14 protein-coding genes are annotated in these 14,182 nt (G+C 71.7%); 2 read left to right on the forward strand and 12 right to left on the reverse strand.

Going from position 1 to position 14,182, the window contains the following annotated elements:
- Entirely contained in the window at positions 1–777 is a 777-nt protein-coding gene (locus ACTJJZ_RS03580) for an electron transfer flavoprotein subunit beta/FixA family protein (protein ID WP_440719804.1), read from the reverse strand.
- Positions 778–1,032: 255 nt separating this feature from the next.
- Here ACTJJZ_RS03580 and ACTJJZ_RS03585 point away from each other — a divergent pair, with 255 nt between their 5' ends.
- Both ACTJJZ_RS03585 and ACTJJZ_RS03590 read left to right on the forward strand, forming a co-directional pair.
- Complete coding sequence (locus ACTJJZ_RS03585) at positions 1,033–1,569, forward strand: MarR family winged helix-turn-helix transcriptional regulator (RefSeq protein ID WP_440719805.1); 537 nt, start codon at positions 1,033–1,035, stop codon at positions 1,567–1,569.
- Positions 1,570–1,631: 62 nt separating this feature from the next.
- Entirely contained in the window at positions 1,632–2,072 is a 441-nt protein-coding gene (locus tag ACTJJZ_RS03590) for a YdeI/OmpD-associated family protein (RefSeq protein ID WP_440719806.1), read from the forward strand.
- 31 nt (positions 2,073–2,103) lie between these two features.
- Here the strand turns inward: ACTJJZ_RS03590 and ACTJJZ_RS03595 are convergent, their stop codons facing one another.
- The 11 genes from ACTJJZ_RS03595 to ACTJJZ_RS03645 all read right to left on the reverse strand — a co-directional run bounded on the left by ACTJJZ_RS03595 (position 2,104) and on the right by ACTJJZ_RS03645 (position 14,120).
- Positions 2,104–2,637, reverse strand: a complete 534-nt coding sequence (locus tag ACTJJZ_RS03595) for a putative immunity protein (protein WP_440719807.1) — start codon at positions 2,635–2,637, stop codon at positions 2,104–2,106.
- 5 nt (positions 2,638–2,642) lie between these two features.
- Positions 2,643–3,425: an enoyl-CoA hydratase-related protein gene (locus tag ACTJJZ_RS03600; RefSeq protein ID WP_440719808.1), complete on the reverse strand. Its 783-nt coding sequence runs from the start codon at positions 3,423–3,425 to the stop codon at positions 2,643–2,645.
- A 128-nt stretch (positions 3,426–3,553) separates the two neighbouring features.
- Positions 3,554–4,438: a 3-hydroxyisobutyrate dehydrogenase gene (gene mmsB, locus ACTJJZ_RS03605; RefSeq protein WP_440719809.1), complete on the reverse strand. Its 885-nt coding sequence runs from the start codon at positions 4,436–4,438 to the stop codon at positions 3,554–3,556.
- Positions 4,435–5,706 (reverse strand): acyl-CoA dehydrogenase family protein, encoded by a 1,272-nt coding sequence (locus ACTJJZ_RS03610; protein WP_440719810.1) that lies wholly within the window; start codon positions 5,704–5,706, stop codon positions 4,435–4,437. Before ACTJJZ_RS03610 ends, mmsB begins: the two co-directional genes overlap by 4 nt.
- An 11-nt stretch (positions 5,707–5,717) precedes the next feature.
- Positions 5,718–7,220, reverse strand: coding sequence for a CoA-acylating methylmalonate-semialdehyde dehydrogenase (locus tag ACTJJZ_RS03615; protein WP_440719811.1), 1,503 nt, complete (start codon positions 7,218–7,220; stop codon positions 5,718–5,720).
- A gap of 362 nt (positions 7,221–7,582) precedes the next feature.
- Entirely contained in the window at positions 7,583–9,019 is a 1,437-nt protein-coding gene (locus ACTJJZ_RS03620; protein WP_440719812.1) for a hypothetical protein, read from the reverse strand.
- Positions 9,020–9,058: 39 nt separating this feature from the next.
- The gene (locus ACTJJZ_RS03625; protein WP_440719813.1) at positions 9,059–10,006 is read right to left on the reverse strand and encodes an aldose 1-epimerase family protein; all 948 of its coding nucleotides are present in this window, start codon (positions 10,004–10,006) and stop codon (positions 9,059–9,061) included.
- An 11-nt stretch (positions 10,007–10,017) separates the two neighbouring features.
- Entirely contained in the window at positions 10,018–11,535 is a 1,518-nt protein-coding gene (gene araA / locus ACTJJZ_RS03630; protein WP_440719814.1) for an L-arabinose isomerase, read from the reverse strand.
- A gap of 10 nt (positions 11,536–11,545) precedes the next feature.
- Positions 11,546–13,129, reverse strand: a complete 1,584-nt coding sequence (locus ACTJJZ_RS03635; RefSeq protein WP_440719815.1) for a xylulokinase — start codon at positions 13,127–13,129, stop codon at positions 11,546–11,548.
- Entirely contained in the window at positions 13,126–13,848 is a 723-nt protein-coding gene (locus ACTJJZ_RS03640) for an L-ribulose-5-phosphate 4-epimerase (protein WP_440719816.1), read from the reverse strand. The genes ACTJJZ_RS03635 and ACTJJZ_RS03640 overlap by 4 nt, the downstream gene beginning before the upstream one ends.
- A gap of 110 nt (positions 13,849–13,958) precedes the next feature.
- Positions 13,959–14,120 carry a hypothetical protein gene (locus ACTJJZ_RS03645; RefSeq protein ID WP_440719817.1) on the reverse strand — a complete coding sequence of 54 codons (162 nt, stop codon included), beginning with the start codon at positions 14,118–14,120 and terminating at the stop codon, positions 13,959–13,961.
- Positions 14,121–14,182: the final 62 nt, after the last annotated feature.

Here is a 14,182-nt window from a genome sequence, read left to right on the forward strand (position 1 = left end):
TCACACCAGCCTGTTCTGCACGAGGAAGTCGACGAGCTGCGCGGCGGCGTCGCCCTCGTCCGTGATCTTCACGCCCGCCGCGCGCGGCGGCTTCTCGGCGACCGAGGTGAGGATCGTCTGCGGCGCCTCGGCAGGATCCGCGCTCACGCCGAGATCGGCGAGCGACAGCACCTCGAGCGGCTTCTTCTTGGCCGCCATGATGCCCTTGAAGTTGGGGAAGCGCGCATCCGGGAGCGCCTCGGTGATCGAGATCACGGCCGGCAGCGGCACCGTGACCTGCTGGGATCCGAAGTCCGTCGCACGGGTGCCGGTCACCGCGTCGGCGCCGATCTGCACCGCGCTCATCGCGGTGGCCTGCGCGAACCCGAGGTGCTCGGCGAGCATCGCGGGGATGACCCCGCCCGATCCGTCCGTGGACAGGTTGCCCGTGATCACCAGATCCGGCTCGCCTCGCCTCAGAGCGGCGGCGAGCACCGTCGCGGTGAGCCCCAGATCGGCGCCGCGCAGCGCCTCGTCGGCGACGTGCACCGCGGATCCCGCTCCGATCGCGAGCGCCCGGCGGATCGACGCGGTCGCCGACTCCGGCGCCATCGACAGGGCGACGACCTCGGTGCCAGGGTTCGCGTCGGCGTGGGTCAGCGCGACCTCGAGCGCACGCTCGGTGATCTCGTCGAGCACGACGTCGCCCGCCGCACGATCGGCGAGCCCGGTCTCCAGGTCGAGCCGGCGGTCCCCGTACGTGTCGGGCACCTCTTTCACCAGGACGAAGATCTTCATCGAGCCTCCTCACACGAGGTCCATCGACCACTCGGTCGCACAGGCGTCGCCCGGTTACCGGGCGATAACGTGGTGCCAGCGTACCCCAGTGCGGGCACGCCATCCGACCCGTGCCGCACCACCTTCGCGGCCCGCTGGCGCAACCCTCCAAGGACGGCCCCGATCCCCGCCGGGCCTTTGGCGGAGCGGCACGAACGCGACCGGAACGGCCCGGATGGCGCGGGGCGGAGCCGGCCTGATCGGTAACGTAGGGGCATGGCAAGACAGCACCCGCTGCCCATCGATCCTCTGGCCGAGGCGAAGCGGCAATGGCTCGCGCACGGCTGGACCGAGGCGGCCGACGGGATGTCTCTGGTCACGTCCGTGATGCGGGCGCAGCAGCTGCTGCTCGCGCGGGTGGACGCGGCACTGCGCCCGTTCGCGCTGTCGTTCGCGCGCTTCGAGGTGCTGCGGCTGCTGGCGTTCAGCCGCACCGGCGTGCTGCCGCTGTCCAGCGTCGTCGCGCGGCTGCAGGTGCACGCGACCAGCGTCTCCAGCACCGCCGACCGGCTCGTGCGCGACGGCCTGATCCTGCGCCACCGCGACCCGCACGACGGCAGAGCCGCCCTGCTCGAGCTCACCGAGGAGGGCCGTGCGCTGGTCGAGCGCGCCACGACCGCCCTGAACGACGAGGTCTTCGCCGATCCCGGGATCTCCGCGGAGGACGCGGCCGACCTGGTCGCGATCGTCGCGCGCATGCGCAAGGCGGCCGGAGACTTCGCCGATCCGCGCCCGCAGCCGGATCCGCTCTGATGGTCGCTTTCGTCCTGGAGCGCACCGTCGCCGCTCGGGCCGTCGCGTCGTAGGCTTCCCGCATGACCGAACTGCGGATCCGCACCGTCCTCGAGCCCATGGGCCCGGCCGGCGCCATCGTGCTCAGCGACGAGCAGGTCGCCGAGCTCAGCACGGCGAAGGCGTTCCCCGTGGCGGTGACCGTCGGCGCGCACACGGTGCGGCTGCGGCTCGCGCGCATGGGCGGCAAGAACCTCGTGGGCTTCAGCAAGGCCAACCGGCAGGCGTGCGGCCTGGAGCTCGGCGACGAGTTCGATGCGGTGATCGTCCCCGACACGGCGGAGCGCACGGTCGAGGTGCCCGCCGAGCTCGCCGCGGCTCTCGAGGAGGCCGGGCTGACCGCCGCCTTCGACGCGCTCAGCTTCACCCGCCGCAAGGAACTCGCGGTCTCGGTGGCGGGCGCCAAGCAGGACGCCACCCGCCAGCGGCGCATCGCGAAGGCCGTGGACGAGCTGCGCGGCTGACCCGGCGCCGTTCGTCTCAACGGACGGCGGATCAGTCGCCGTCGTAGACGTAGGCGTCGAAGCGGGCGGGGATGTTCATGCGCTGCCAGGCCAGCTCCTCGTCGCGGCGGGAGCGGTCGCCGGGGAAGGCGCGCGCAGTGTGCCGCGGCACCTGCCTGCTGTGCCCGGCGAGATGCGCGACCGCGACGGCCTGACCGCACACGCGGGCGGCGGCGACCGCGCTCGGATCCTGCGCCGCCCGCGCCGCCTCGTGGCAGGCGAACGCCTTCTCGCGCACCGCGTCGATGTCGAGCTCTCCGCGCAGGAACGCTTCGGCAGCGGCGAGCGCCTGCCGGGGCCGGTCGTCGTCCGGCCGCTCGCTCTGGAACAGCGGCAGCAGCCGCTCGGCGCACGCGATCGTCCAGCCGACCAGCTCGCGGCGGTCGTCCTCGGAGAGACGCAGGTCGGTCACGTCGGGCAGGGCGCCGTCGGCGAAGAGCGGCACGATGTTGGACGCCTGCTCGGCCGGCGAGCCGGTCGCGCGATGCGGATCCGCGAAGGATCCGCGGGAATGTGTATCCGCCACGGTCGTCACCGGTTCACGAACTGCGGCGGGCGCTTCTCGCGGAAGGCGGCCATGCCCTCCTTCTGGTCCGCCGTGTCGAACAGGGCGGCGAAGGCCCCGCGCTCCGCCTCGAGCCCCTGCGCGAGCGTGGTCTCCATCGCGGTGTCGAGCGCGGCCTTCGCGGCGACGATCGAGGGCAGCGACTTCGCGGCGATACCCTCTGCCAGCACCGAGGCCTCGGCGAGCAGCTCGGTCGCGGGCACGACGCGGGAGACCAGTCCCGCCCGCTCCGCCTCCTCAGCGCCCATGATCCGCCCGGAGAGGACGAGTTCGGCGGCCTTGTAGTAGCCGACCGCGCGGATCAGCCGCTGCGTGCCACCCATGCCGGGGATGACGCCGAGGTTGACCTCCGGCTGGCCGAACTTCGCCGTGTCGGCGGCGAGGATGATGTCGCACATCATCGCGAGCTCGCAACCGCCGCCCAGAGCGAAGCCGGAGACCGCCGCGATGACCGGCTTGCGGACCGCGGCGAAGTCGCGCCACACCCCGAAGTGGTCCGTCTCGACCATCTCCGCGGCCGACATCGACTCCATCTCCTTGATGTCGGCGCCGGCGGCGAACGCCTTCTCGGATCCGGTGACCACGATCGCGCCGATGCTGTCGTCGGCGTCGAACGCGACCGCGGCGGCGGTGACCTCGGCAGCGACCTGAGAATTCAGGGCGTTCAGGGCCTGCGGGCGGTTCAGGGTGATCCAGCCGACGCGTCCGCGCTGCTCCGTGAGGATCGTCTCGTATTCGCTCGTGGCCATGATCTTCCTTTCGCCGCCGGTCCCTGTGCTTCGACTTGCTCAGCAGCCCGTCGAAGGGCACGGCCCTCCCAGTATCCCCGATCCCCGTGAACGGACGGTGTCCGCGCCGAGGCGGGGCCGTGCTCCGGTCAGGACGCGTCGCGGATGTCGGTGATGATCCCGGAGAAGTCTCGGGCCGCCCCTGGGCCGTCGGCGAAGGCGGCGTAGATCTGCTGGGCGAGCCGGCCCATGCGCGCGTCCGTGCCGGTGCCCTCGATCGCCTGCAGGGCGAGCCCGAGGTCCTTGGCCATCAGTGCGCCGGCGAATCCGGGCTGATAGTCGCGGTTGGCGGGACTCGTCGGCACCGGACCGGGCACCGGGCAGTTCGTCGTGAGCGCCCAGCACTGCCCCGACGCCTGCGACACCACGTCGTACATCGCCTGATGCTCGAGCCCGAGCCGCTCTGCCAGCACGAACGCCTCGGCGACCACGATCTGCGAGACGCCGAGGATCATGTTGTTGCAGATCTTCGCCGCCTGGCCGAGTCCCGGACCGCCGCAGTGCACGATCCTCTTGCCCATGACCTCGAGCAACGGTCGCGCGGCCTCGAAGTCGTCGTCGGATCCGCCCACCATGAACGCGAGCGTGCCGTTCTCGGCCCCGACGACGCCCCCCGAGACCGGCGCGTCGATGTTGCGGTGCCCCGCCTCGATCGCCAGCGCATGCGCCGTGCGGGCCTCGTCGACGGCGATCGTCGAGGACTCGATGAACAGCGTGCCGGGTTCGGCCGCGGCCAGCAGCCCGTCCTGATAGGCCGAGATCACGTGCCTGCCGGCAGGGAACATCGTGATGACGACCTCCGCGCCGGACACGGCGTCGACCCCGAACTGCGCCACGGGCAGGCCTGCCGCCGAGGCGGCGTCGACCGCGGCGGGCACCACGTCGAAGCCGACCACGTCGTGCCCGGCGGCGAGGAGGTTCTTCGCCATCGGCAGTCCCATGTGCCCCAGCCCGAGGAACGCGATGCGGGTCATGATGCGCTCCGCACGTCCGCGGCTCCGCCGCTTCGCTGGTGCTGGTCTCCGCCGCTTCGCTGGTGCTGGTCTCCGCCGCTTCGCTGGAGGCTGGCGGATCCGGCGGGGCGCAGCATCTCGCGCCCGACGATGAGTCTCATGATCTCGTTCGTCCCTTCCAGGATCTGATGCACCCGCAGATCACGGACGACTCTCTCGATCCCGTAGTCCTGAAGGTACCCGTAGCCGCCGTGCAGCTGAAGGGCCCTGTTCGCGACGTCGAATCCGGCGTCGGTCGCGAAGCGCTTGGCCATCGCGCAGCGCATCGCGGCGTCCGGCGCCTTCTCGTCGACGGCCTCCGCGCCGTCGCGCACCATGAGCCGCGCCGCCTGCAGGTCCGTGCGCATGTCGGCGATCGCGAACAGGATCGACTGCTTCTCGGCGAGGGGCTCGCCGAACGCCTCGCGCTCGTGCACGTACTGCACCGCCCGGTCCAGCGCCCACTGCGCACCGCCGATGGAGCACGCGCCGATGTTGAGCCGCCCGCCGTTCAGCGCGCTCATCGCGATCGCGAAGCCCTGACCCTCGGATCCCAGCATGCTGCTCGCCGGCACGCGCACGCCGTCCAGGATGACCTGGCGGGTGGGCTGGGCGTGCCAGCCCATCTTCTTCTCGAGCGCGCCGAAGCTCAGCCCCGCCGCGTCCCCCGGCACGAGGAACGCGGAGATGCCGCGGGCGCCGCCGCCCTGCCCCGAACCGGAAGGGTCGCCGGTCCGCGCCATCACGATGTAGACGGCGGCCTCACCGGCTCCGGAGATGAACTGCTTCACCCCGGTCAGCACGTAGTCGTCGCCGTCGCGGGTCGCGCTCGTGACGAGCGCCGCGGCGTCGGATCCGACCCCGGGCTCGGTGAGGCAGTAACTGCCGACGCCGTCCATCGCGGTGAGCTCGGGGAGCCACCGCGCGCGCTGCGCATCGGCGCCGTACGTGTCGATCATCCAGACGACCATGTTGTGGATCGAGATGTAGGCGGCGATCGTGGGATCGCCCTTCGCGAGCTCCTCGAAGATCGCGACGGTGTCCACGCGCGGCAGCCCGGAGCCGCCGTACTCCTCGCGGGCGTAGATGCCGCCGAGACCGAGTTCGCCGGCCTTGCGCAGGGCGTCCCGGGGGAACAGGTGCTTCTCGTCGCGCTCGGCGGCGAACGGGGCGAGCTCGGTCTCGGCGAACTCGCGGACGGCGCCGAGGATGGCGGCGCGCTCTTCGGCGGTGGTGGTGACGATGGTCATGTGCGGCCCCCTCAGTGCATTGTCGGGATGACGAAGCTCGCGCCCTCGCGCACGCCGGCAGCCGGCCAGCGCGAGGTCACGGTCTTGGTCTTCGTGTAGAAGCGGAAGGCGTCGGCGCCGTGCTGGTTCAGGTCGCCGAAGCCCGACCGCTTCCAGCCGCCGAACGTGAAGTAGGCGATCGGCACGGGGATCGGCACGTTGACGCCGACCATGCCGACGTTCACCCGAGCCACGAAGTCCCGCGCCGCGTCGCCGTCGCGGGTGAAGATGCCCACGCCGTTGCCGAACTCGTGCTCGGACGCCATCCGCAGCGCCTCCTCGTAGTCGGCGGCCCGCGCGATCACCAGCACGGGACCGAAGATCTCCTCGCAGTAGATCGACATGTCGGTGGTGACCCGGTCGAACAGGGTGGGGCCGAGGTAGAAGCCGTCCTCGTGGCCGGGGACGGAGAAGCCGCGACCGTCGGCGAGCAGCTCCGCACCGGCGTCGATGCCCTGCTGGATGTAGCCGGTGACCCGGTCGACGGCGGCGCGGTTCACGAGCGGGCCGTAGTCCATGCCGGGCTCGCCCGAGGGGCCGACCTTGAGCGCCTTAACCCGTTCGACGAGCTTCGCGGCGAGTGCGTCCGCCGTCTCCGCACCGACGGGGACCGCGACCGAGATCGCCATGCAGCGCTCGCCCGCCGAGCCGTAGCCGGCGCCGATCAGCGCGTCCGCGGCCTGATCCAGATCCGCGTCGGGCATCACCACGAGGTGGTTCTTCGCACCGCCGAAGCACTGCGCGCGCTTGCCGTGCGCGTTCGCGGTCGTGTAGATGTACTCGGCGATCGGGGTGGATCCGACGAAGCCGATCGCGCGCACCCGCTCGTCGGTGAGCAGCACGTCGACCGCCTCCTTGTCGCCGTGCACGACGTTGAGGATCCCCGCGGGCAGGCCCGCCTCCAGGAACAGCTCGGCGATCCGCACCGGCACGGAGGGGTCGCGCTCGCTGGGCTTGAGGATGAAGGCGTTGCCGGCGGCGATCGCGGGGCCCATCTGCCACAGCGGGATCATCGCGGGGAAGTTGAACGGGGTGATGCCGGCGACCACGCCCAGCGGCTGGCGCAGCGAGTACACGTCGATGCCCGTGCCGACCGCGGTCGAGTACTCGCCCTTGAGCAGGTGCGGGGCGCCGACGCAGAACTCGATCACCTCGACGCCGCGCTGGATGTCGCCGCGCGCGTCGTCCAGGGTCTTGCCGTGCTCGCTGGAGAGCAGCGCGGCGAGGTCGTCCAGGTCGTCGCGGACCAGCTCGAGGAAGCGCATGAGCACCCGCGCACGCTTCTGCGGGTTGGTCGCGGCCCACTCCGGCTGCGCGGCCTCGGCGTTCGCGATCGCAGCGCGCACCTCGTCCGCGCTCGCGAGCGGCACCCGCGCCTGCACGGCGCCCGTCGAGGGGTCGAACACCTCCCCCCAGCGTCCCGAGCTGCCGGGGACTCCGGTTCCTCCGATGAAGTGGGTGATGTCGCGGACCATCATGTGCTCCTGTTTCTGCGTCGTCGTCGACGCAGGATCCAGATTACATGGCCGTCCATCTAGTTAGGAGGGGTTCCACGTAATTCATCGACACCTGCCAGCGCGTTCACCTGCCGGTCACCTTCGGCACGTACAAACGATCGTGCGCGGGACGCAGACGCTGACCGGATCGGGTGCTCGTCGCCCCGCGCCACGGGATGCGCCCGGCTTTTCCTGCTCGGGCGCCCAGGCGGTCACGAACCGCAGGACCCCCGCCGAATCGGGTCGGCGGGGGTCCTCTCGTGTGCGACAGCGCGCGGCCTGAACGACGAGGGCCGGGCTCCGACGCGGAACCCGGCCCTCGCGATCCTGAGATCAGCGGGTCACTGCTCCCAGACGACCTTGGGATCCGCGGCGCCGAAGTCCACCGTCGGCGTGTCGAGGTAGCCGCCGTACGTCACCGAGTAGGTCTGTCCGTCGTTGCCCTGCAGGGTCATGTCGACGCTGACCGAGTCGTAGCTGGACACCACCGTCGGCGTGGCCCCTGAGACCTCGGGCTGCAGTGCGTCGAGTGCCGCGCTGCCCTCGGCCGTGAGGGTGCGGGTGACGGTTCCCTCCACGGGCGTGGCGCCGGACAGGTCGATCGCCGTGATGTCCATGCCGCACGGCGTGGAGAGCGTCTTCATCGCCACGCAGACCTCCACGGCGGTGCGCACCAGGGAACGGTATTCCTTCACGCCGGTGTCGTTCAGCTCGACCTGCACGTCGTAGAGCCCGGACGCGTCGTTCTCGTCGACGATCGTGAAGGTGGAGTCGCCCTTGAACGAGAAGTACTTCGAGGGGAGCGTGAGCTTGTAGGTGCCGGGGAAGACGTACGGTTCGGTGAGCTTGGCCGTGGGCACCCCGTTGACCGACGCGTCGAGCCCCTTCAGGGAGTCGAACGAGACCATCTGGACGCCGTTGGTGATCTTCCAGTCGTCCTTGATCTTGTACGCCTGGTACGTGGTCGTGACGGTCTTTCCGCCCACCGAGAAGGTCGCCGCGACGTCGCCGATGGTGGAGCCCGATGTGCGCTGCTTCACCGCGATGTGGCTGATCGGCGCGAGCTTGTTCGACTCCTTCAGCACCGCGTCGGTGAGGAGGTCCTTGTCGAACGAGCCCTCGAGGTAGCCGAGCGCGGTCTTGGCGTCGCTCTTCGACACGGCCGTCAGATATCCCTTGACGGCGTCCGCCGCGGTCACCGAGGAGCGGGTGATCGCCGGGACCACCAGCAGCGCCACGACCAGCACGATCGCGATCAGCACCACCGCGCCGCCGCCGATCAGGCCCCAGAGCAGCCCCTTGGACGACTTCTTCGGGCCGCCGGGCTGGCCGCCGTAAGCCTGACCCGGCTGGCCGGGCTGGCCCGGCTGGCCGGGCTGGCCGCCGTACGGCTGACCGGGATACGCCGGACCCGGCTGAGCGCCGTACGGACCGGGCTGAGGCGCGCCGTACTGCGGGCCCGGCTGACCGTACTGCGGGCCGGGCTGGCCGTACTGCTCCGGCTGGCCGTACCCGAACGCCTCGGGCGGCGCGGGGCTCTGCGGAGCGGAGGCTCCGGGGAACCCCAGCGGCGCCTCGGGGTAGGCGGGCGCCGCCGGAGCCGGGAACGGCTGGGCGGGATAGGCCTCGGTGGGCTGCGCCCCGTCCGGCTCGGGCTCGGGCTGCGGGGGCGCCGTCGGCGGCGCGGGCGCCGCAGGCGGTGGCGGAGGCGGATCCTGCGGTCCGGATCCGAAATCGATCTGATGACCGCCCTGCGGCGGCTCCCCCTCATTCACCATGGCACATACTCTAGCGATCGGAGCGGCGCCGCGGAGCGGTCAATCCAGGGCGCTGATCCGCCAGGACGCGGCGTGAGCGGCACCCGGATCCAGGGCGATCAGCCCCGCGCCGGAGTTGAAGGCGTCGGGTGCGCAGGTCATCGGCTCGACCGCGAGGCCGATCCGGTGCGTGCCCGGCGCGGACGGGGTGTCCGCCGTGTGGATCTGCACCCAGGCGCAGTCCTCTCCCCACGTGATCGCGACGCCCGCTCCGCCGTCCGTGCGCAGCTCGACGGAGGTGGATCCGTCCGTGCGCGACAGCGCAGTGAACGCATGGTCGATGAAGGTCGGACCGATCGGCCGCGGCACGTGGAAGTCCCACTCCGGGTGCGCGTCGACGGGTTCCACGGCGATCGGGCTCAGCCGGTCCTCGGTCACGGTGAGCACGGCCGAGGCCGGCAGGGTGAACGTCCACTCGTCGACGCGCCCCTCCCCCGCGACCAGATACGGGTGCGGACCGGTGCCCCAGGGGGCGGGATCCGCACCTCGGTTGCTGCCGGTCACCGTCTGCGTGAGCCCGTCGGCGCCGAGCCGGTACTCCACCTCGACCTCGACGCGGAACGGGTAGCCCGTCTGCGGCTCGATCGTCGCCGCGAGCACGACGCGGTCCGGCTCGACGATCCGGTCGGCGAACTCGCTCCACGCGACCAGGCCGTGCAGCGCCTGGCCGCGATCCGGCTCGGTGAGCGGCAGCCGATGCTCGACGCCGGCGAACGTGTAGCGGCCGTCGACGATACGGTTCGGCCAGGGCGCGAGCGTGACCCCGCGGTACCCCGGCCGCACCTCGTCCGCGTCGAACGGCACGACCAGGTCGCGTCCGTGGAATCGCAGCGCGCGCAGGGTCGCGCCGACCGAGGCGATGTCCGCCTCGTAGCCGTGCGCCGCGATCCGGAGCTGACGGCCGGAGCGCGGCCGCGCGCCCCCGGGCTCAGAAGCAGGAGAGACCACGGAGGCCGACCTCACAGGCCCTGCGCGAGGCGGTAGTACGCCTGGTTCCAGCGCACGTTCTTCTGGAACTCGGGCAGCGTCGTGTTCTCGTCGATCACGAGCAGCTCGACCTCGGCCATCTCGGCGAAGTCGCGGAACGCGTCGATCCCGACGGCCGTCGACATCACGGTGTGGTGCGCCGCACCTGCAGTGAGCCACGCGGCGGCCGAGGTGGTGAAGTCGGGCTGCGGCTTCCACACCGCGCGGCCGACGGGGAGCTTGGGCAGCGCGGCGCGCGGCTCCACGTTCTCGACCACGTTCGCGGTGAGACGGAACCGGTCGCGCATGTCGCTCAGCGCGACGACCACGGCCGGTCCGGGATCCGCCGTGAAGACCAGGCGCACCGGGTCGTCCTTGCCGCCGATGCCGAGCGGGTGGATCTCGAGGGTCGGCTTCTGCGTGGTGAGCGTCGGCGAGACCTCGAGCATGTGCGCACCGAGGATCAGCTCGTCGCCCGGGGTCATGTCGTAGGTGTAGTCCTCCATGAGGCTGGCGCCGCCGGGCAGTCCCGCGCCCATGACGTTCGCGATGCGCACGAGCACGGCCGTCTTCCAGTCGCCCTCGGCGCCGAAGCCGTAGCCCTCGGCCATGAGCCGCTGCACGGCGAGGCCGGGCAGCTGCTTCAGTGCGCCCAGATCCTCGAACGAGGTGGTGAAGGCGCCGAACCCGCCCTTCTCCAGGAACGAGCGCAGACCCAGCTCGATCGCCGCGCCGTCGCGGAGGGACTGGTGCCGCTCTCCGCCCCTGCGCAGCTCTGGCGCGACCTCGTACAGCTCCTCGTACTCGGCGACGAGCGCGTCGATGTCGGTCTCGCTCGCCGCGGCGACGGCGTCCGCCAGCTCGTTCACGCCCCAGGTGTTCACCTGCACGCCGAAGCGCAGCTCGGCCTCGGTCTTGTCGCCCTCGGTGACGGCGACGAAGCGCATGTTGTCGCCGAAGCGGGCGAGCTTGAGGTCGCAGCTCGCGGCGAGGCCGGCGGCGGCGCGCTGCCAGATGCCGAGCTCGCGCTGCACGCGCGGGTCGGAGGCGTGGCCGACGATGGTCTTGCGGGGCACGCCGAGGCGGGTCTGGATGTAGCCGAACTCGCGGTCGCCGTGCGCCGCCTGGTTCAGGTTCATGAAGTCGAAGTCGATGTCGGCCCAGGGCAGCTCGACGTTGGCCTGCGTGTGCAGGTGCGCGAGCGGCTTCTGCAGCGCGTCGAGGCCCGCGATCCACATCTTCGCGGGGCTGAACGTGTGCATCCAGGCGACCAGCCCGATCACGTTGTCGGCGGCGTTGGCCTCGAGCGCGGTGCGCTTGATGGAGGCCGCGTCGGTGAGCACCGGCTTCCAGACGATCCGCACCGGCACGTCTGCGGCCTCGTCCAGGATCCGCGCGATCTGCTGCGACTGCTCGGCGACCTGCGCGAGCGTCTCCGGCCCGTAGAGGTGCTGGCTTCCGGTGAGGAACCAGACCTCGTAGCCGTCGAGGGAGGTGGTGAGCGTGGGCATGTTCGTGTCCTTACAGGGAGTCGACGGCGGCGGCCTCGATGGCCAGGCCCGCCCGGTAGCGGTCGAGGTAGGCGGAGAACCCGGCGACGTCGGCGGGATCCGGATCCGCGACGGCGAGGGCCGCGGAGGCGAACACCCGCTGGTCGAGGTAGTCGCTGAGGGAGAGGTCGCCGGAGTGCGCGAGGTAGGACGCGAGGACCGCGATCCCCCACGCTCCCCCCTCGGAGGCGAGCTCGCCCACGGCGACGGGCGCGTCCAGCGCCGCGGCGAGGAAGCGCTGCGCGACGCCGGCGGTGCGGAACATGCCGCCGTGCGCGAACATGCGATCCAGCTGCACGCCCTCGGCGGCGAGCACCTTCATGCCCAGCGCGAGCGTGCCGAACACGCCGTAGAGCTGCGCGCGCAGCACGTTCGCGAGCGTGAACGCGCTGTCCGGCGTGCGCACGAGCAGCGGCCTTCCCTCGGTGAGGCCGGCGATCGGCTCTCCGGCGAGGTGGTTGTAGGCGAGCAGGCCGCCCGCGTCTGCCTCTCCCGCGAGCGCCTCGCGGAACAGCACGTCGAAGACCGTGTCGTCGTCGAGCGGCCGCCCAGCCGCCGCGGAGAAGCGCGAGAACAGACCGGCCCACGCGGCGAGCTCGCTGGCGCCGTTGTTGCAGTGCACCATCGCGACCGCGTCACCCGCGGGCGTGGTGACCAGGTCGAGCTCGTGGTGCGTCCCGGCGAGCGGACGCTCGAGCACGACCATCGCGAAGATGCTCGTGCCGGCGCTCACGTTCCCGGTGCGCGGTGCGACCGAGTTCGTCGCGACCATGCCGGTGCCCGCATCGCCCTCGGGCGGGCAGAACGGGATCCCGGCGGCGAGCGATCCGGTCGGATCCAGCAAGCGCGCGCCCTCGTCCGTGAGCTCGCCGGCGGCGGCGCCCGCGGGCAGCACCTCGGGCAGCAGCGCGGTGAGCGGCGCCGGCAGCCGGCCCGCGGCGAGCGCGTCGTAGGCCGCGACCATGCGTGCGTCGTAGCCGCCGGTCGCGGAGTCGATCGGGAACATGCCGGAGGCGTCGCCGACGCCGAGCACGCGACGACCCGTGAGGCGCTCGTGCACATGGCCGGCGAGCGTGTTCACCGAGTGCAGCCGCGGCACGTGCTCCTCGCCGTCCACGACCGCCTGGTGCAGGTGCGCGATCGACCAGCGCAGCGGGATGTTCAGGCCGAGCAGCTCGGTGAGCTCGGCCGCAGCGACCCCGGTGTTCGTGTTGCGCCAGGTGCGGAACGGGACGAGCAACTCGCCCGCCGCGTCGAACGCGAGGTAGCCGTGCATCATCGCCGAGACGCCGATCGCGCCGAAGCGCTCCGGGCGCACGCCGTAGCGGTCGTGCGCGTCGGCGACGAGGCCGGCCAACGCCGCCTGCAGCCCCGCCCAGACCTCGTCCAGGCCGTAGGTCCACAGGCCGTCCGAGAGCCGGTTCTCCCACGCGAAGGATCCGGTCGCGAGCACGTCTGCGGGATCGGATCCGATCAGGCAGGCCTTGATCCGCGTGGAGCCGAGCTCGATGCCGAGGCTCGTGCGGGCGTCGAGGATGTCGTCGCGGGCGCTCATCGGCGGGCGTCCGAGTTCTGGCCGTACACGTTCTGGTAGCGGTTGTAGAGGCTGTCGATCGCCTCTTGCGGGATCGGGACGAGGGGTCCCGCCTCGCGCGCGAGGTGCACGGTGCGGGCCACGTCCTCGACCATGACCGCGGCCTTGACCGCGTCCGCAGCATTCACGCCGATCGTGAACGGTCCGTGGTTCTGCATGAGCACCGCACGACTGCGGTGCCCATGCAGGGTCTGTACGATCCCCCGGCCGATCGAGTCGTCGCCGATGATCGCGAACGGGCCGACCGGGATCGGGCCGCCGAACTCGTCCGCCATGGCGGTGATCACGCACGGGATCTCCTCGCCGCGGGCGGCCCAGGCGACCGCGTAGGTCGAGTGCGTGTGCACGACCCCGCCCACCTCGGGCATGTTCCGGTAGACGTAGGCGTGCGCGGCGGTGTCGCTGGACGGCGACCGCTCGGAGCCGGCGGCGCCGGGGATCGCGTTCCCGTCGAGGTCGCAGAGGATCATGTTCTCGGGGGCGAGATCGTCGTAGCTCACGCCGGACGGCTTGATCACGAAGAGGTCGGCGCTGCCGTCCTCGGAGACGCGCACGCGGCCGGACACGTTCCCGCCGGTCCACACGACCAGGCCGTAGCGCACGAGCTCGGCGTGCAGCCGCGCGACGTCCGCGCGGACGGCGGCGATCGCCTGCTCCACCTCGGGGGCGAAAGTCGTCATTCGGATCCTCTCGGGTTCCGCCCGAGGATCCTCCTGGGCGACTGTGACCGGTCACGGCAATTGTGCCATCCGACGGCGCCGGCGTCAAGAAGAGGGGCGGGCCCCTGCCGTCACTGCGCCGCGCGCGTCGACTGGCGCACGATGAGCTGGGTCGGGATGGGCGTGTCCTCGGTGAGCGTGTCCGGCTCCTCCAGGGCGAGCAGCACCTTCTGCATCATCAGCTGTCCGAGCGCCAGCAGCCCGATCGACATCTGGTCGTTCGCGACGGTCACGGCACGGGGCGCACTGCCCCGTCACGCGCGGCCGGTCACGCACCGCCGGTCGCGCGCCGCCG

The organism is Microbacterium sp. 22242, from assembly GCF_052045495.1.
GTDB lineage: Bacteria > Actinomycetota > Actinomycetes > Actinomycetales > Microbacteriaceae > Microbacterium.

Coding starts and splice junctions, on each gene's coding strand:
- ACTJJZ_RS03635 (WP_440719815.1), bottom strand. CDS start 13,129: ATGAGCGCCCGCGACGACATCCTCGACGCCCGCACGAGCCTCGGCATC.
- ACTJJZ_RS03620 (WP_440719812.1), bottom strand. CDS start 9,019: ATGGTGAATGAGGGGGAGCCGCCGCAGGGCGGTCATCAGATCGATTTC.
- ACTJJZ_RS03590 (WP_440719806.1), top strand. CDS start 1,632: ATGACCGAACTGCGGATCCGCACCGTCCTCGAGCCCATGGGCCCGGCC.
- ACTJJZ_RS03640 (WP_440719816.1), bottom strand. CDS start 13,848: ATGACGACTTTCGCCCCCGAGGTGGAGCAGGCGATCGCCGCCGTCCGC.
- araA (WP_440719814.1), bottom strand. CDS start 11,535: ATGCCCACGCTCACCACCTCCCTCGACGGCTACGAGGTCTGGTTCCTC.
- mmsB (WP_440719809.1), bottom strand. CDS start 4,438: ATGACCCGCATCGCGTTCCTCGGGCTGGGGCACATGGGACTGCCGATG.
- ACTJJZ_RS03615 (WP_440719811.1), bottom strand. CDS start 7,220: ATGGTCCGCGACATCACCCACTTCATCGGAGGAACCGGAGTCCCCGGC.
- ACTJJZ_RS03600 (WP_440719808.1), bottom strand. CDS start 3,425: ATGGCCACGAGCGAATACGAGACGATCCTCACGGAGCAGCGCGGACGC.
- ACTJJZ_RS03585 (WP_440719805.1), top strand. CDS start 1,033: ATGGCAAGACAGCACCCGCTGCCCATCGATCCTCTGGCCGAGGCGAAG.
- ACTJJZ_RS03580 (WP_440719804.1), bottom strand. CDS start 777: ATGAAGATCTTCGTCCTGGTGAAAGAGGTGCCCGACACGTACGGGGAC.
- ACTJJZ_RS03610 (WP_440719810.1), bottom strand. CDS start 5,706: ATGACCATCGTCACCACCACCGCCGAAGAGCGCGCCGCCATCCTCGGC.